The organism is Paenibacillus sp. FSL H7-0350, from assembly GCF_038593195.1.
Lineage (GTDB): Bacteria > Bacillota > Bacilli > Paenibacillales > Paenibacillaceae > Paenibacillus_AQ.
On the sequence record NZ_CP151972.1, the window covers coordinates 2,467,754 to 2,485,777 of the forward strand.

General features: G+C 42.1%; 15 protein-coding genes and 3 pseudogenes. 4 read left to right on the forward strand and 14 right to left on the reverse strand.

The window, feature by feature from the left end; translation table 11 throughout:
* Positions 1 to 23: 23 nt before the first annotated feature.
* From mraZ to NYE24_RS11405, 6 genes and pseudogenes are all read right to left on the reverse strand, one after another.
* On the reverse strand, positions 24 to 461 hold the full coding sequence (gene mraZ, locus NYE24_RS11380) for a division/cell wall cluster transcriptional repressor MraZ (protein ID WP_036690220.1): 438 nt from the start codon (positions 459 to 461) through the stop codon (positions 24 to 26).
* A 209-nt stretch (positions 462 to 670) separates the two neighbouring features.
* Positions 671 to 1,942, reverse strand: a complete 1,272-nt coding sequence (locus NYE24_RS11385) for an adenosylhomocysteinase (protein WP_036690222.1) — start codon at positions 1,940 to 1,942, stop codon at positions 671 to 673.
* Between the two features lie 25 nt (positions 1,943 to 1,967).
* Positions 1,968 to 3,599 carry a bacillithiol biosynthesis cysteine-adding enzyme BshC gene (gene bshC, locus NYE24_RS11390; RefSeq protein WP_342478697.1) on the reverse strand — a complete coding sequence of 544 codons (1,632 nt, stop codon included), beginning with the start codon at positions 3,597 to 3,599 and terminating at the stop codon, positions 1,968 to 1,970.
* A 657-nt stretch (positions 3,600 to 4,256) separates the two neighbouring features.
* A pseudogene (locus tag NYE24_RS11395) lies at positions 4,257 to 4,421 on the reverse strand (transposase); the annotation flags it as partial.
* A 237-nt stretch (positions 4,422 to 4,658) separates the two neighbouring features.
* Positions 4,659 to 5,252 (reverse strand): transposase, encoded by a 594-nt coding sequence (locus NYE24_RS11400; RefSeq protein WP_342478698.1) that lies wholly within the window; start codon positions 5,250 to 5,252, stop codon positions 4,659 to 4,661.
* Between the two features lie 140 nt (positions 5,253 to 5,392).
* Entirely contained in the window at positions 5,393 to 5,590 is a 198-nt protein-coding gene (locus tag NYE24_RS11405) for a hypothetical protein (protein ID WP_342478699.1), read from the reverse strand.
* A 344-nt stretch (positions 5,591 to 5,934) separates the two neighbouring features.
* Between NYE24_RS11405 and NYE24_RS11410 the strand changes: the two are divergent.
* Positions 5,935 to 6,370: pseudogene (locus NYE24_RS11410) on the forward strand (transposase); the annotation flags it as partial.
* 270 nt (positions 6,371 to 6,640) lie between these two features.
* Here the strand turns inward: NYE24_RS11410 and NYE24_RS11415 are convergent.
* From NYE24_RS11415 to NYE24_RS11445, 7 genes are all read right to left on the reverse strand, one after another.
* Positions 6,641 to 7,390, reverse strand: a complete 750-nt coding sequence (locus tag NYE24_RS11415) for an ATP-binding cassette domain-containing protein (protein WP_342478700.1) — start codon at positions 7,388 to 7,390, stop codon at positions 6,641 to 6,643.
* 35 nt (positions 7,391 to 7,425) lie between these two features.
* Positions 7,426 to 8,184, reverse strand: coding sequence for a hypothetical protein (locus tag NYE24_RS11420; RefSeq protein ID WP_342478701.1), 759 nt, complete (start codon positions 8,182 to 8,184; stop codon positions 7,426 to 7,428).
* A gap of 15 nt (positions 8,185 to 8,199) precedes the next feature.
* A complete protein-coding gene (locus NYE24_RS11425; RefSeq protein ID WP_342478702.1) occupies positions 8,200 to 9,282 on the reverse strand; it encodes a YcaO-like family protein in 1,083 nt (360 codons plus the stop codon).
* 11 nt (positions 9,283 to 9,293) lie between these two features.
* Positions 9,294 to 10,343 carry a YcaO-like family protein gene (locus NYE24_RS11430; protein WP_342478703.1) on the reverse strand — a complete coding sequence of 350 codons (1,050 nt, stop codon included), beginning with the start codon at positions 10,341 to 10,343 and terminating at the stop codon, positions 9,294 to 9,296.
* Entirely contained in the window at positions 10,340 to 11,155 is an 816-nt protein-coding gene (locus tag NYE24_RS11435; protein WP_342478704.1) for a nitroreductase family protein, read from the reverse strand. Before NYE24_RS11435 ends, NYE24_RS11430 begins: the two co-directional genes overlap by 4 nt.
* Complete coding sequence (locus NYE24_RS11440; RefSeq protein WP_342478705.1) at positions 11,145 to 12,008, reverse strand: McbB family protein; 864 nt, start codon at positions 12,006 to 12,008, stop codon at positions 11,145 to 11,147. The genes NYE24_RS11435 and NYE24_RS11440 overlap by 11 nt, the downstream gene beginning before the upstream one ends.
* A 64-nt stretch (positions 12,009 to 12,072) precedes the next feature.
* Positions 12,073 to 12,294 (reverse strand): hypothetical protein, encoded by a 222-nt coding sequence (locus NYE24_RS11445; protein ID WP_342478706.1) that lies wholly within the window; start codon positions 12,292 to 12,294, stop codon positions 12,073 to 12,075.
* Between the two features lie 693 nt (positions 12,295 to 12,987).
* Here NYE24_RS11445 and NYE24_RS11450 point away from each other — a divergent pair.
* The 3 genes and pseudogenes from NYE24_RS11450 (at position 12,988) to NYE24_RS11460 (ending at position 16,607) form a co-directional block, all read left to right on the forward strand.
* On the forward strand, positions 12,988 to 13,128 hold the full coding sequence (locus NYE24_RS11450; RefSeq protein WP_342478707.1) for a hypothetical protein: 141 nt from the start codon (positions 12,988 to 12,990) through the stop codon (positions 13,126 to 13,128).
* A 440-nt stretch (positions 13,129 to 13,568) separates the two neighbouring features.
* Complete coding sequence (locus NYE24_RS11455; RefSeq protein ID WP_342478708.1) at positions 13,569 to 13,739, forward strand: hypothetical protein; 171 nt, start codon at positions 13,569 to 13,571, stop codon at positions 13,737 to 13,739.
* 1,594 nt (positions 13,740 to 15,333) lie between these two features.
* A pseudogene (locus NYE24_RS11460) lies at positions 15,334 to 16,607 on the forward strand (IS1380 family transposase).
* 212 nt (positions 16,608 to 16,819) lie between these two features.
* Here NYE24_RS11460 and NYE24_RS11465 read toward each other — a convergent pair.
* Positions 16,820 to 17,794, reverse strand: a complete 975-nt coding sequence (locus NYE24_RS11465) for an ATP-binding cassette domain-containing protein (RefSeq protein ID WP_342478709.1) — start codon at positions 17,792 to 17,794, stop codon at positions 16,820 to 16,822.
* Between the last annotated feature and the right edge of the window lie 230 nt (positions 17,795 to 18,024).

Below are 18,024 nucleotides of genomic sequence, written 5' to 3' on the forward strand. Positions count from 1 at the left end.
GCAGTAATTCGAAATGTTATGTTTTATAGATCAAAATTGAAATCCACCAATTTCTCGGCGATTTCGTTGAACGATTCCTCTGACTGTTCGAAGTACTGCTCCCATAGCTCCTTGTTCCAGATCTCCACCCGGTTCGAAACGCCCAGAATAACACAGTCCTTGTCCAGCTTGGCATATTGCCGCAGATTTCCCGGCAGATTCACCCTGCCTTGCTTGTCCCATACACACTCCGTCGCTCCCGAGAAAAAAAAGCGGCTGAAGGCACGGGCATCCGATTTCATCAGTGAAAGGCTTTTAAGCTTTTGCTCCATGATTCCCCATTCTTCCATGGGATAAACAAACAGGCATGAGTCCAGGCCGCGGGTCGCCACGAAGGAGGTTCCGAGCATATCACGGAACTTGGCAGGGATAATGATCCGGCCTTTATCGTCAATGCTGTGCTGGTATTCCCCCATAAACATGCTTGTACCCCACCCCTGAATCCCGATTCCCCACTTTGCCCCACTTTTCACCACCTAAGCATAATAGATTCGCCATTAAAAATCAAAAACCTTTTTCCGGAGCAAGGTAATTTTTTCTTATTTGTCAAGAGGCTATTCTTGCATCCCCTGCAGACACGCAAAAGCCCGGGCCAATGTGATTGGCTCCGGGCTCGTGCAGATCCATATCCTTAGTCGTTCAGATTCCAGCTGTCCAGATACTCGACTTGCGCCTGTGTCAGGCTGTCGATGGATATCCCCAGACTTTCCAGCTTGTAACGCGCTACCTGCTCATCCAGCTCATAGGGAACATTCTCCACTTTGACGCCAATACTCTTATAATTATCATTCACATATTTAAGGGACAAGGCCTGGAGTGCGAAGGTGGTATCCATAATCTCTGCCGGATGACCATCAGCCGCGCCAAGATTAACCAGACGTCCTTCAGCCAAGAGATAGAGCTTGCGTCCGTCCTTCAGCTGATACTCTTCGATGTTCTTGCGCACCGTCCGCTGGGACACCGAGCGCTCGGCCAGCTCCGGCTTATTGACCTCCACATCGAAATGTCCGGCATTGCAGAGAATCGCGCCATCCTTCATCACATCATAATGCTCACCGCGGATCACATAGCGGTTACCTGTGACTGTAACGAAGAAATCACCTTGCTTCGCAGCTTCCAGCATCGGCATGACATGGAATCCGTCCATATGCGCCTCTACTGCCTTAATCGCATCCACTTCCGTAACGATCACGTTCGCCCCAAGCCCCTTGGCCCGCATCGCTACACCTTTACCGCACCAGCCGTAGCCGACCACAACCACCGTTTTGCCGGCCACAATCAGGTTGGTGGTGCGGACAATGCCGTCCCATGCCGACTGTCCTGTACCGTAGCGGTTATCAAACAAATATTTGCAATAAGCGTCATTTACCGCCACCATCGGGAATTTCAGCATGCCCTGCTTCTGCAGTGCCTTCAGCCGGATGATGCCTGTCGTCGTCTCCTCCGCTCCCCCGCGGACATTCTCCATCAGATCGGGGCGTTCGGAGTGCAGCAGTGTGGCGAAATCGCCGCCGTCATCGATAATGAGATCCGGCTTGCTCTCCAGTGCCCGGATGTTCAGTGCCTTGAACTCTTCTGGAGAAGGATTGTACTTGGCAAATACGGTAATGCCGTCCTCAACGAGTGCAGCACACACATCATCCTGGGTAGATAAAGGGTTGGAGCCTGTAATCGTTACCTCAGCACCACCAGCCTGTACTACCTTGGCCAGATAAGCGGTCTTGGCTTCCAGGTGAAGGGTGATCGATACCTTGAGCCCCTTGAACGGCTGCTCGGCTTCGAACTGCTCACGGATACGGTTCAGTACCGGCATATGCTGGCGAACCCAGTCGATTTTGAGATGCCCCTCGGGTGCAAGCGACATATCGGCAACAATACTGTTTTGCTTGGATAATGAACTCATGGTAGGACCCCCTAGAATAATTTGCTTACATATAAATAATACGGTGTGTTCCGCTGTAGTCAGCAGGCACAGCCATCAATTCCTCCAGCCATTCCAGCCCGTACCGGTTCAGATAATACATCATATTATAGACCCGCTCCTGAAGCTTACCCAGCGGCATAAGCGACAACTCGATCCGTTCCCACTGGCGAAGTGCAGCCTCATTCTGCTTCTCCATCGCATCCAGAGCTTTGCCCTGCAGGAAGGAGATCTGGTCGATAATCTTATCCTTGTTATTGCTCCCCAGCTTCAGCAGACCCGCCTGAATGCTGCCAAGCTGCTCGATCAGCGGCTCATACATCCCGGAGAATGCCGTCTTAATCTCTTCGAATTTGTCTTCGAGCTTCAGCTCATCCTGAGCGTGCAGCCAAGCCTTTCGTTTATCATCCAGACCCGTCTGCACATCCGTGAAGGATAAACCGTATTTATCCATATGCTTGCGAAGCGTTCCCTCAATAACTGTAAAAGACATGCGCGGAATAATCAGCGGCATCTGTCCGTCCATGATCTTGAACGCTTGATGCGGAATGGCCCAGTAAGCCATTTCCCCTTGTCCAAGCACCGTAGCAAGTACAGGAAGTACATAGTCCTGCATTAGCGGGCGCGTTAGCACATTGTTGCTGAACCGTTCGGGATGGCTCTCCAGCAGCTCCAGCAGCTCGGAACGGGAGAACGATACAGTAGCTTTCCGGTCTGCGAACCGCCCCTCCACCTTATGGAGCAGAAGCCGTGCACCCTCATGAATATAGAAAAGATTCGCATTACCGGGCGTCACATCGGCCTGAAGCTCATATCCGCTGGCCGTAATCCGTTCAGCTGCGGCAAGATAAGCTGCCTCCAGCTCGTCATTCCGCTCAATCATGGAAGCGAACATGGGCGCTTCCAGCCTACGCAGGGCAGGATCGGCAGAATCCAGCAGAATCAGCCCGAATTTACCGAACAAAGATCCCATCAGCTTGGCGAACGCCTCCGTCATATTCCCGGCGCCCGTAGATGCAGCCGTAACCAGCTCCATCAGCAGCGGTTTGAATTCACTGTCCTGTAATAAGCCGTCCAGCTGCGCAACCGCCTGAAGCCAGCTCTCGGCATCCACCTTGATCTCGCTGACCGAGGACCGGGGTCCTTCGCCTTTATCCAGCTTAATGCGGGTAATTTCGCCTGTCCGGTTAAGCACATAGGTATGATTGACCTCATCCCAGTCATGATCCTCTCCTGCAATCCAGAACAACGGAACGACCGGCCGCCCAAGCTGGGCCGCTGCCTCCTGTGCTGCCTGAATGGTAGTAACGGCCTTATAGACCACGAATAGAGGGCCTGTGAACAAGCCGCTCTGCTGGCCGCCTGTCACAACAAGAGTCTCTGGCTGTTCCAGCAATTCAAGCGAACGTAGAACTGCCTCATGGGTATTGTGCTTCTTGTTATAGCTGCGCAAGTATGAGACAACCTCTGCGCGGTCTGCCCGCAGGCTTCCTGTACGATCTAGCCATGCTGCACGTTCAGCCCGGCTCTCCTGACTGCGGAAATCCCCGCTATACAAATGTCCTACTGCTTCGTATTGATGTATATAGTCACTGGCGAGCGCTGGTCCGCCCGGCAGTGGTTCCTGTACAACATTCATGGATAGTGGCCTCCTTGTTCTGCAATAACCTGCTGCTATATGTAATTCATAAATCGGTAAACCCTTTATGATTGTATCCAATGTTGGGTGTGGCGTCAAAGAAAGAAACGTAGATATCAGTCTGATCACTTACAAAATAAATCTAGAAACATATAAATATAGAAAAAATTTAAAAATAAAAGTAAAAATGGCTTGAAAATACCAAAGAAGAGCATACCATGGAAACAAGCTATTTCATCTTTAAAACGGTAGAACAACTGCTTTTAATAAGATGAATTCATCAGAGTATTCGTAACAAGATGCACTGGGTTTTAACAATTCGCTAGAGGGATAGTTGTATTTCCACTATAATTATATTTTTTCGGCATCCGACTATAAATCGGCAAGCATTATACAATAAAAAGCATTTACTGAACCGAACACATCTGCTTGGACCCATTGGCATCTGACTTGTTCATGAACCAGCAATAATGAATTCTGATCATGAAACCACCTTGCACTATAGTGAGGCCACTGAAAAAGTCCATAAAGAACTGAAAGAGACATTCGACACAAAGAATGTCTCTTTTTTTGTTACTACTTAGGTCACTTCAAAACAGGGTTACCAGAAAAGGCAAGAGATAGCGAGGAAAGGATAGGGAGTTGTTGTTTAATGTAGGTGGAGACGACGCTCCGTAAGCGGGCAAACCATTGCGCCGCGGCTTCTGTACGAAAAGAACCGGAGACTTTTTGCTTCACCTTAACCATTCGGAGATCACGTTCGGCTTGGTTGTTATCAAACGGAATCTCGGGACACCAAAGAAACTTGAGAATCGCCTCTTTGTAAACCGAAAAGGTTCTCCCAAGTTGCCGGCCCTGCTCTTAATGGCACGCCCTTTTTTACACGTTTTGGCCCGTACCCAGTCTTTCGACCATTCCCCTTCACCCGTTTGGAGAATCGCGTCGTACCGTTCCCTAAACGATTGAAGGACCTCCGGCTCCAAAGGAACCCCGGCTTGGCGGGAACGCAGTGCCTGGGCCCCTCCCTCCGTCAGCAGATCCTTCATCTTTTTCGCCCATTTATGTCCCGTCATGCTCGGCGATTCCAATGCATTCCCGGAGCAAATGGGCATTACACAAGGCATGGGAATAGCTATGCTTCTCATTAAAGTATCCTTTCATGCAGTCATGGACGACGGTTCCCGTATAAGTAGGTAAAAATCCGATATCCTTCATCGCGGGCGCTCCCTCGGTTTCATCCGCATGGACTTTAACTTTCTGATGCAACTGGGTACGGATATGCTCTTCGATAGGAGCGAACCGATCATGGGCGGTCTCTAAAAAGGAAAGCAAGGTACCTTCGCTGGGCCGATACGTAGTCCAGTCCTCGAAGAGCTGAGCCATCCGCTGAAGCGGAAGAAAGTGAAAGGCATAAAAATAGACCGTCCACGCCGCCATCCGGGGGCCATATTGGGCCGGAGCGGTGATGTGGGACGGAAAGGCTGCACGCTGGACTTTTTGGCAGCAAGCGCAGTAGCGCTGCTCGGCACGAAACTCGGTGGTCCAGATGCGGGACACCGGAAGGTCGAATTCTTGGCGCCGTTCTTCCCCCACACAAGGGGCATCTGCGAGCGAGCCCAAGCAGTCCGGGCAGGTGGTTAATTCGCAGACCACGACTTCATCGGGATTGTCGATGACATGGAGCGTAGTCCCGGGATGGCCCTTCGGTGCGCCTTTGGGGCCGCCAGGAGTCCGCAAATTTGGAGGCTTGCGAAGTCCGTCACTGGATGGGGTTCACTGCTGTTATGACTTTGCTACTGGAGTTGCCGTTCCAACTCATGCACGCGTTTTTTCAGCGTTCGAATCTCTTTCGCCTGTGTGTCTACGATTTGTTGAAGGCGCTGATTCTGTTCGGCTAAGACCCGATTTTGGTCGAGGAGCATTTGGATGAAGCCTGCAATTTCAGGATCCCTTTTACTGATCTGAAGGACTTGCTGTGGGCTAACATCCATACCTCATTCACCTCCCGGGTTTTGTCTTTTTTCTTTCGATAGGGGAGAGTGAAATTCCTTTTTTTACGTGGAGAATGGTCGAAAATTTTTCAAGGGGACCTAAGTAGTAACCTTTTTTCGATACAATTAAAAAATTAAATCAAAGGCTGGTGGTATTCATGCTTCCTAAGCAGCAAAGTTTTATCTTGAGCCCGTATATCGAACTTTACAATATACTCATCCCAAAAGGTAACTTGTTGCGACGCATGGACGAGTTGGTGGACTTCAGCTTTGTTTATGAGGAACTAAACGAAAGGTATTGCCAAGATAATGGACGAACCGCGGTAGACCCGGTCGGAATGTTTAGGAAAGAAGACGAATTCGATTTTAATAAAGATGCAGGTATGTATGTTTGTAGAGCCGGGCATCTGGCCATTCGAAGAGCACGGCAAGGCAAGAAGGGACAGGGCAAAAACCAAAAAGACACCTACTTTTATGATATTGAAAAGTGTAAACGATGTCCATTAAAGGAAGGGTACTACACAGAAGGTGCTCAGAGTAAGACCTACTCGGTAAGTATAAAGAGCAACGAACATGCCAAGCAAGCTGTGTTTCAGGAAAGTGAACTCTTTAAGGTCAAAGCGAAAGAGCGCTACAAAAATAGAAGCCACGAATAGCGAATTCAAACACAGACACGGGTACGATGTTGCATCTTCCATGGGTTTAGTTGGCATGGAGATTCAAGGAGCCATAGCGATATTCACTGTTAATTTAAAACGAATATTGAAACTCATGGAGTAACCAAAGTTGAAGAAATAGGTAAGAAAAAGACGACGTCCATTCGGAGAAACCGAATAGCGTCGTCTTTTAAATACGTTTTTTTACTTTTTCTAAGAAAGGCTAGTTTTTCAGGGGCCTCCACTTTAGTACAGAGTGGTTTCATGAATATAAATTTTGGGCACCCTTCAATTAAGAGTTTAATATTTAGAATAAAAATCAGGAAATAATTTTTGAAAAAATTTACATCACTTCAATCTTCACACGTTTAGAACTTAATATCATATTAATTTGTTATTTTGCGTTAGCTGCAACAATACCATCGTAACTTGAGGTAATAAATTTATCAAAAGCTTCATCTGGGTTAATCGTGTTATGCTGGCCAATAAACTGGCTATAACTACCTTCAAACAATAATTTTCCTTTATGCAATAATATAATCTTACATCTCATATTTTTTAGTTCATGTAAATGATGAGTAGAAACAATTAATGTTGCTTCATTATTTTCAACGAGTTCTTCCAAACGCTTATATATAATGATTCTAGATGATGGGTCAACTCCAGCTGTTGGTTCATCAAAAATATAAACCTTTTTCTTTATTTGACATAATGTTGTAATATATAACCATCTTCTCTCACCAACAGACATTTGTCCAATTCGTTTATTCCATAAACCTTTCAATAAATCTTTTTCTCTTGTATTTACCAAACCCATATCTTCAATTAAAACATCTATTTCTTTGATGAATTTTTTTCCTGATATAGTAAAAACCAACTTTATATAATCTTTTCCAGTAACTAAATATGAGATATATGCACCTTGAACATGATAAAGAACTTCGCTTAGTATTGGGAAATTTATTATTTCACCTTTTAATGGTTTTGTTTCACCAATAAGTATGTCAAACATTGTAGTTTTACCTGCACCATTTAGTCCAATCAGAATATTAGCTATTCCTTTTTCAAAAGTAACATTTAAATTTTCCAAAACATTTATACTAGATTTTGGATATGAAAATGAAATATTCTTTAATAATATCATATTTCCCTCCACCTTATTCATTCCACTATAGTATCTTAAGTTCTTACCGTCTTAGAGCTTATTTTTATAAATCGCCAAAAGAATGCTCCAAGTATGATATAAATTAAACTAATCCATAAAAGTAGAGATATATCAGCTCTTGTATTTCCATAAATGACCATATCAGTCAAAGCTCTACAAACTAACGATACATATTCTACCGGACTAATCAAGAAAAGTGCATTGACTATCTCATTCCCTCCCCCATCCCTAAACATAGTGATGAATAACGCTGGAAGCATTATTATGCTACCTACCGAATTAAGCGTAGCAGTCGTTATAGGTAAGGAAACTAAAACTAACATTAACATTGAAATAGGTACACTTACGATGAAGAAAGACAAGACACTTATGAAAAGCAACTTAAATATATCTATATTAAATAGCACTGCAGAGACCGAGGTGGAAATTATAATAGTTATAAGCCCATGCAAAATTTGAGTAAAAAACAAGCTTAGTATTATTGGCTTTTTATCACCTGCTACATATGTAAAAGACCTTAAAAAACCATTTTCTCGAAATATTGAAATTCTTCCCGCAAACCCAAACAAATATGTATTAACGATATTATAGGACCAAATTGCACTAAAAAAAACAATAGCCTCATTAAAAGAAGGCTTTTCAAAAAACCAATTAATTTTAATAGAAACAAAAATTAGTAAAGGCATTATCAATGACCATGCATAATTGCCTAAACCTTCTCTGAAAATAATTTTATTATAAAACAGAAAAAATTCATACGCCTTTTTCAACATTTTTGGTCCTCTATTCTATGCAAATGGTATCATTTTATATAAATTAGGAAATTCTTGAATAGCTAATTTTTTAGATATTTTATAATCATGCGGATCATACAAAGATGTATTAATATGCGGGAAAGCATCAGGCGAAAAAACCTTTACTATTTTACTCTGATTTTTGTAAAAAGGGGAGGGGACTTGTGTAACATAAACTTCGATATTCAAGTTTTCTCTTAATGTACTTATAGATTCGCGTAATAATATTTGTTTGTTTTCACTATAAATATCACGTTCATCTATCTCATCTAAATTCTCATATTTTAAATTTTCAATTAGGTATGTGTAATCTTTTATAAAATCACGAACGTCTTTTGAATAAAAAAGATTTATATACAAATTTTCCGTGTTATACTCACCATTATTAATTTTAAAATTTATCACTCCATCATAGATCATTATAAATTCATCAAAGCTGGATTTAATTGCTTCCTCAAGACTCCAACTCGAACCAAGTCCAACTGAAAAAGCCTTCTCGCCATACCCTAAAGTTAATATTACGAAAATGTCTTTTGTAATTGAAATATTATGAAAAGATATATGTTCAACAGTAGAATTTATTTTTTTTATTATACTTTCAATGTGATCGGATGATATTCTTCTTCCTGGGTTCTGGCTTAGCCAAGAATGAACCAACGATTGTCTCTCAATAAACTCCAAATATCCCTTTTCGATCGCAAAGTCACTTCTCAAATGTGCAGCAGTTCCACTACTATCAGTAAAATTCGTAGAAACATTATCTTTAAATAGTGGTTGATGATGATTTAAAATAATAAAATCAGCGGGTACACTTATAGTATCTCCACTAAATAAATTAAATGCTTTAAAAGTAGCTGTGCTATCCCCATTACTTTTTTTCAAGCATTTTAATCCTGCTAGCCTTTCTTGAAACTCACCTAAAGACGCTTTAATCAAATTGCGAACATCTTGTTTCCTTGAAAATCCGTTTATCTCAGGATTCAAAAAAGAATTTATAGTGCATTCTTTGGGCCTATTTGGAAAAGAAGATTGATAAATTTTCAATGACTTAATAATAAAAGGTGCAGAATGCAACATAAAAGGCCTCCTTATACAATTGGACAGTTGGGAAAATCACTCAGCATATCAGCACTGAGCGAAATGGTATTTCGATTAATACCGACATTAACATCAATGTATTCTTTAAGAGGAATGTGCGTGATTAAGTCTGGAGATGTTACTTTTACAGCAATTAGGTTTGAATACAATTTTTGCTTCAAAATACAAACATGTAGATTTTCTACCCACGGGGGAATCTTTTTCAATATCTCACTCATGTTAGAGTATACATCTAAATCAATAAATTCTTCACTTTTTTTATATTCAGGTAAACGCTTAAGTTTCTCAATGTTTTTCTGAGCAAATAGCAAATTTCCATCACAGTTGTTCTTTACTTTATTAAGACTGTCATTCTCATTAAAGTATTTGATATCATGATAATGCCCTAGAAAAAAGGCCTCCGAAATAGCTTTGCTCTTTGCTTTTTCCACACAAAGGCCAGAGCCCACTCCAAATTTATAATGCACTGGACTATTTTTGTCTTCAAACATACAAATAACAATTTTCAAAGGGGCAAAAAAATCCTGCAAAAAAAATGTAACCTTCACACCCTCTTTAATTTGTTTTTTATAATATAAAGATGAGTGCTCTTCATTCAGCACAAAGCCCATATTACCATACCAAAATAAAAAGATTGCATTTTTCTCTAGCAATTCAACAAAAGCGTTATATACTGCAACCATTGAATTTGTATGGACAGCCGTTCCTGTAGTATCAACAAAAGGAGAAGTCTCTCTATATGAAGTATATAAACTTTGGACTCTGCCTTCTGTTTTATTTATTAAATCAAATGTATAACTTAAATTACTTCCGTTATGCTTTGCTCCAAATAGCAATGACCTGCGCTCTACAGATTCCGAAAAGGCTTTAAGAACTGATTCATTTTTATTATTTGAAACAGCACCACTTCCGACAGGGCCTATATAACCATCATCATCAATGAAATTACCAATTACAGAAGAAGTAATATACACTGGAAAATTGGTAAACAGTTTGCTTCCAAAGCCGAATTTAATGCCAATTCTAGATTCAAAAATCATGAAATTTCCCCAAACCATTGTACTAATACAACCGGTGATAATCTTGGGCTCAGACCTAAGATACTACTCAATGCATTATCATTAAATCCCGACCATGTACATTCACCGAATCCTTTATGACGTTCTAAAGTACTTCTAAAGCTCTGTGCCATTAAACCAACTTCTATTAGAGCATGCCGATAGCCTCTGCTTCTATATTTTGCAATTGATCTTCTTATATCAATCGAGTAACAAATAGCAATTCCTGAAAGACTTTCACCATATATATTTTTTTTTATTTTTAAAATCTCTTCTTGGTCAAACTTTTTTATCATTAATAATCTAGCTTCATGTGAATCAAAAACATAACTTCCAGGGAGAAAATCCCTTTCAACAGCATTTTCATCTAGAACTAATAACAAAGGAATGATTGGATACAACGCCCCTGCTGAAGGGTAGGGTTTTGATAAAGAGCCTTCAGATAATCCAAACGATTCATATAATATTTCACCAAGTTGATTAAAATCGATTACTCCATTCTTTTTAAAAGTTCTTTTGCTTCTCCCTTCATTTAATTTTATTTTTTTCACATTAAAATCTATTTTTTGTTCATAATATTCCGGTAAAACATCGGTAAATTGAACAAGTTCTAACCAGCGCGTTAACCTTAGATCTAAATTTTCTTCTCCAATATATTGCCAAGTAGTTTTTTGATGAAATTTTAAAATTTGGTCAAGTAATGCACGATCCTGAAAATTCTCGAGTAATTTTTCTGCTTCGAATAATTTAGCCAACGCCTCAACCCTATTTTCTGAGTTCAACTCAAGATTCATAACAATTACACAACTCCCAATGTATTGAAGTATCTTTATATTTCTTCAAGGTCTTAAGATCAAGTAGAGAACAAGTAGTCAAATCCTCTTTGTGGAAATTAGTTGTATTCATATTACCAAGAAAAGAAGAAACATTATTAACAATTACGTTAATTATATTATTATTTTGGATAGCAGTTATAGGTACTTGAACCATGAAATTTTCATTTTCCGAGTATAGAGAATCTATCATGTTTTGATAAGTTAAACCTTGATTTTCTTCCACTAATCCCGTCGATTCTATATGCCCCATATGACATTGATGGCAGGGCACTTTCCAAGAGGGAGAGAAAAGACAATCCATGTAAAAATTATTATGATAAATGTATGTACATAAAAGCATAGAATTTTCCATTCGATTTTGTCTTTCTACAATACGCTTCGCAATTTTTTTGTTATATGGATTTAAAAAAACTATGGTTAGTTCGTTTTCTTCACATTCAGGCAAATCATCAACAGAATACAATTCTACATTAATATTTTTTTTATAATCTTCGTGTAATAATTCGTATATTTTCAAACTAGTTAAACTATCATTACTAGCTATTATTAGCTTTTTCACATTTACTGTCTTTGGTCTTTCCTCAATTATTATAAAGTAATCTTTCAAAAAATTAATTGCTTCAATTGTATCATCATGGAATATTTCCTTCAATTTTTCATCAGATGTACTTTCTATTTGATCCTCATCCCAATTAACTAAAAGAGCAATTAAAGAAGGTTCAGTAATTGTAACAATACTATCTTGATTCTGAACAACTATCTTTCCATCTTCTAATCTAAATAGTATATATTTATTGATTTTATAATTCATATAATATAAACCTCCGAAAAAGGAGAGTTGACTCCAATGAGTCAACTTTCCCAAATAGTTGTATTTAAGATTTTTTTTCTCTCATTGCAGCACCGCAACCGCCTGGATTAGGTTTAGTAACCGGTACACATGTAGAGCATGTTCCCATGGAAGTGGCTGCACATGCACCACCACCACCACCCGTACCCCTTGGATGGTCAAATCTCACATGAATTGTTGCGCCTACTCCAAATTTGTTTCCTCCAACACTTCTCATTTGAATAAATTTACCTTTAGAATGAGACAATTTAAATTCTCCTCTCAATATCCATATTTTGTCGAAGTATGTGCTTCAATATACTTCCAAGGCAATAATACCCTATTAAATGCATAATAGTCAATATAGTAAAAATCTAAAATTGAAGTAAAATAATTAAATTATACTACATTCTTAAAAGTTCTTTCTCAATTATTGGAAGTGTTAACCGAAATACCAAATTCAATATCATCAAAGACCTCGGTTGAGATAGTTATCATGAACGAAATCGTTCACTTATGAATATCGCTCAAAAATATATTAGATTAGACTTATACTAGACAGTCAAAAGTTCTTATCAAAAAATCATAGCATAGGAAAACAACCCATCTCAGCGAATCTACGGTATTCTTAAGATCTCACTCTAAAAGGATAGAATCGCTGAATGGCTTTCGAAAAAGTGTACCCTATTTCGAAGCGATTGACCATTCGATTAAACTTTCGTTTCCCTTCCGTTCCTGCTTTTCCAGACAAGCCACGTTCAAGTGATTCGTTGTCCTGGTCGACGGTTTCATATCGCGCTCCGACCATCTGGGTGTGACTTCTTGAATTCGCGATCTTTCGCCAAATAGCCTCTGTTATGAGACACTCTTTCACTTTTTCCGATCGTTCGGCTGGTCCACCTCGTCTCTACAACAAAAGTAGCTTTAGGTCGTACGACAGCATGCGCCTTCGGCAGCAGCAATGAAACAGACCAAGGATGGCCGCCGGATGCCGGGGGTCAAGAAGCTTTACCAAGGATCCGAAAATGTCTCCAAAAAAGACTATATCTTTGGTCATTTGTTCGGCGCCATCGGCATTCTGGTCGGCGATTCCCGGAAGTAGTTCTGCTTGCCCTTGTCCATAGATCTGCAAGACGGTGTCCAATCCATTCTGGGCTGGAAGAAGTCTAAGGGCGAAGCAGAGAAGAGACGTCTCCACATGTCGTTCAGATGCAAGGATTCGAGGCTGGGAAAGGTTTCGGCCAAGTGCTGCTCCTCCTGATCGATACTTCTTGTCGGTGCCGGCCTAGGAGCGGCTGAATGCGCGCCACCTTGCTTCCGAAATCCGCATGCATCTGATGACGAAAGCGAAATCAAATGTCGTCGCCTACGAACGTCCCCCCGCCAAAAAGCCAGGACGGGGCCGACCACCCAAAAAGGGCAGTCAAATTAACGGAGCTCTTCACGACTCGAACGACCGATTTTCAAACCACAACTTTTTCGCTGTATGGCAACAAAGAGACGGTTCATTTTCTATACCTGAATCTGCTTTGGGCCCAGGGCTTGTATCAGGAATTACGTTTCGTGCTGGTGGTGCAGGAGGGCCGCTACTCCGTCTTGATCATTACGGATTTAAGCCTGACAGCCAAGGACATCATCGGCTTGTACTCCAAAATCGAATGCATGTTTCAGAAAATGATGCAGATCAATCACACCTTTGGCTACCGTTTCTGAAGTAAGTCGTTGCTGAAGCTTAATCGGTTTTGGAAGTCTCCGAGACCAGCGTTGCCGCTTATTTACGTAAGTCTATGTTCGCCTGTTTGCTCAAATTTCTCACTTAATCCTAACGAAAGTAATTAATTACAAGCAGGAAAACACAAATGTGAGGCGCGATTCGGTAGTTTCTTAGCTCTGTAGAACTTTTTACTGTCCAGACTTATTCAAAACCAAAATTAATGTACTCCTCATAGATGAGTGGCAAAGCGGAACTCCACTTGGGGGATTATTGAACATACTACTACATTGAACGCATCAAATTTCAGGATACAAATGTTTAAATTTCCTTCTGGGTATTGTAGTTGTTAACTGCCACTCCACGGTTTTCGTGCCTAATTCCGGTCGATTTCCTATGGCGTGATTTCACGTTCTAGTTATTCAATGGAGCCAATACACCGATTCAGACATTGACTCGTCATCGAGTTCAGTTCAATTTCAGCCATGTTAACCAGTTCCGGAGTGTAGTAGATTTCCAGGCGTTTTTCTAAAGATAAGGCCTGGTCTGATGAAAAGGTTTCATATAATAAAGAGATCGTGTGCGGATTCAAGTTGTTTTCGCACGCACTTATAAGCTTCACGCTGCACATCCCCGATCCCATCTGCTCGAATGGATGAGATCTTCCAAAAGATGAATCGGTTGTTCGTCCATACAAATTAGTTAAATTTTGGGAACTAAGGGCCAGGCATTGGCCTCCAAAACGCCTCCCATGCGCACAACAAATTCACCTCTTGATTGAAATAAAGCGAGGGTCTCTTGAGATAAAGAATCAGCTGCTCAATATATAACCTGTTGAGATAGTGAAACACAAATCAAAGATTGTAGCAGGCATCTCTAAACAGAAAATTTTTGGCACCCATCCCACCCCGGATTATGGGCTTTCCGAATAACTTTTTTTCGTCAATGAAGTACAAGGATGAAGCAGTTGTCACTGAAAACACAACGCTCTCAATAGAAGGGATATAAATAACGAGATGCTGGAGTATGACTTACCTGGAGGAGAAATGCTGCAGGAGCTGTTTGTGTTAGTTCTCTTGCACTATAGCTATAGCGGTGTTTGACAGTTTCATTCCAATATAAAGCCAAGTAAAACAATGTTCACACCTATGTTACTGATTTCACGGTCTTATATTGCAATGATCTAAGAACAGCATGTAAGCAAAGCATTAACTCTTGATGCCAGATATACATAGCAGAATGTAGAATTCAAACCGGAAACTCAAAGCCATTTCATAACTTGTCACACCTGAATCAGCGATGCTCTCCCTTCGATGATAAGGAACACTATCCGTTTCTATTCATAGTAAACCGTCGGGAGTGTCGCATCGGTAAGAAAATCAGTTCTTATCTTGTAGAAAGAGAAAGTAGAAACAGTGTTATATATCTATATTTAAGACATATAACACTATTCCTATTTGTGTATCAACTTTTTTAAAAATCAAATTAACCTGAATTTCGAAAGTAACTGTACGCAAAAACAAAAAAAGGGCTCATTTCTTTGGTAGAATGGTGTTTATCCAGAACACTACACCCAAAGAGAGGAGCACCTTTTAGGTGAAGTCTACCACATCCATTTCTAAAATCAAGACCGAATTTTCCCTGACTCAGTCGACCAGCATCGGAGGAAGCAAGATCTTCCTGGATTATCTGGAAAAATCAAACTGCGCCAGGCGCTGCAAACCGTATCCGGAGGCAAAGCCCGCAATCTGCGGTTCCATATGCACCACATTCTGCTGTATCTCATCATCGGCTGGGTCTTGGGTTGTGAGCGTCTGTTCCACTTTCGCAGATGGCAAAAGGACTCTCTCCTCCGGCGTTTCCTCGGTGGACGTTGTCCAAACCATTCCCTTCTGTACAAGGAACTGGCTCGACTGGCAAGAATGAATCCTTCTGTACGGTCGGAGCTCCGAAAAGTGAATCTTGAAGTGATTCGGCTGGCTCTGCCCTCCACACTCATTCTCGATTTGGATTCCATCATGGAGAAGGTCTATGGGAATCAGGCCAAGGCAGCCAATGGCGTGAATGCCCATAAGCCGGGGCGCAAAAGCTACCATCCCTTGCTGGCTTTCGAGGGACAATCCCACCTCTACCTAAATGCCGTGCTCCGCGCCTGAAACGTTCACTCGTCCACGGAGGCTTCTACTTTTCTGGAAGAGACCTTTGGCCTCCTGGGCCAGCACTCCGTTCAATATGCCCGGTTTGACAAAGGATTTGGCGGCGAAGACTTCTATTCCTTCTGGGAAGAACAAAAGATTGGCTATGTGGGCAAAATGAAATGGACGAAGCGTCTGTCGGCTGAAGTGGCCCCTTGTCGGTACTGAAAACGTTACGTCGACGAAGATTTGATCATTGAAGGCATCGCCCTGTGGTACCAAACGACCTCCTGGACGAAGCCACGGCGGGTCGCCGTCATCCGTAAAGCAACCGTCGTTCAGGATGACTAAGCGCGTTTACTGCTGGACACGGATTGGCAGTACGAAGGCATGGTCACGAACCTGGACTGGGAAGCGATCGACTTGTGGCGGTTTTACAACCAGCGCTGCTGCATGGAAAATTACATCAAAGAAGCCAAGAGTGGATTTTCCATTGACAAGGTCGCCACAGGCTCCTTCGAAGCCAAAGAGATCGACCTCCTCGTCAAATTGCTAGCGTATAACCTGTATGAGCGTTTCAAACGAGATTGCTGTGAACCCATTCACTTCGGTTATACGGTGGCACGGTTTCGTCTGGAATTCTTTCAATGTGCGGCGACGCTGGTGAGTCACATTCGAACCACCGTACTCAAACTGACGAAGGAATTTGCAAACCGCTACGCCTGGAACGGATAGAATTCAAGATCGCCCAGCTAGACTGAAGGCTTCCAAAATTTAACATGGAAATGCAAATGCCCGGTCTTCTGAGGTGGGGAACCTATAAGCGGGAGTCTACTTGGAATATTCACCCTGTTAATTCCACCTGATTCTTACAGGTTTTTCGTACGTTCAGTTTCTGCCTTCCTTACTGTTACTTGCTTTCGGAATTCAGGATTAAATATTATATATCAAACATATTTTCTAGCCACAAAATGCCCTTTAGACACCTCAACCAGTTCATAATCGCTGTCATTTGATTTCTCACCGGCCGCATAAATCGGACTGCCCAGCTCATCATGCAGATGAATACGTTTTTTGTTCGCTTCAACCTCCGGGTCCGGAACTGGAATCGCGGAGAGCAGGGATTTGGTGTACGGATGGATCGGATTAGCGTACAATTCTTCGCTTTCCGCCAGCTCTACCATTTTGCCCAGGTACATAACAGCCACACGGTCACTGATATGCTTCACCATGGACAAGTCATGCGCGATGAAGAGATAAGTAAGTCCAAGACGGTCCTGCAGCTCCTTCAGGAGGTTAACGACCTGTGCCTGGATGGACACGTCAAGTGCCGAGATCGGCTCATCGCAGACGATGAACTTAGGGTTCACGGCGAGCGAGCGGGCAATCCCGATACGCTGACGTTGACCACCTGAGAATTCATGCGGATAACGCGTAGCGTGATCATGGTTAAGGCCAACCATATCCAGCAGCTCTTCAATCCGCTTTTTACGTTCCTGCCTGCTTCCGGCCAGACCATGAATGTCCAGCGCTTCACCGATAATGTCAGACACCGTTAACCGCGGGTTCAGCGAGGCATACGGGTCCTGAAAGATCATTTGCATATCACGGCGCAGTGCCTTCATTTTGCCGCCGGACAATTTGTAGATATCTGTACCGTTGTATTTCACACTTCCTGCAGTCGGCTCATACAAGCGGAGTACTGTACGGCCGGCAGTAGTCTTCCCACAACCAGACTCTCCTACCATACCCAGGGTCTCGCCTTCGCGAATCGAGAAACTAATATTATCAACGGCCTTAAGAATTCTACCTTTGCCTACATTAAAATATTTTTTAAGGCCTTCTACTTCAATCAGATTCTTGCTCAAATTCTTACTCAAAAGAACTGCACCTCCTTGGCCATTGAATGCAGAACTCAGCATCTTACGTTATGCAATTCGCTGAATTCTGTTGTGCTGTAACGGCTAAATCAAATCCAGAGACATTCTGGTAAAATAAAACAGACCGTCTAGCTGAAAAAGTAGTGGGAATATGGTTAAAGCAAGCCGCCGCATTATAGATGCCAATTCATTTGAACATCCGTTATTTTGTATTGTTGCGTTTCGGCCGCCGACATTTTCTGATGTTTGGTCAAAACCTCTGTTGCAGAGAT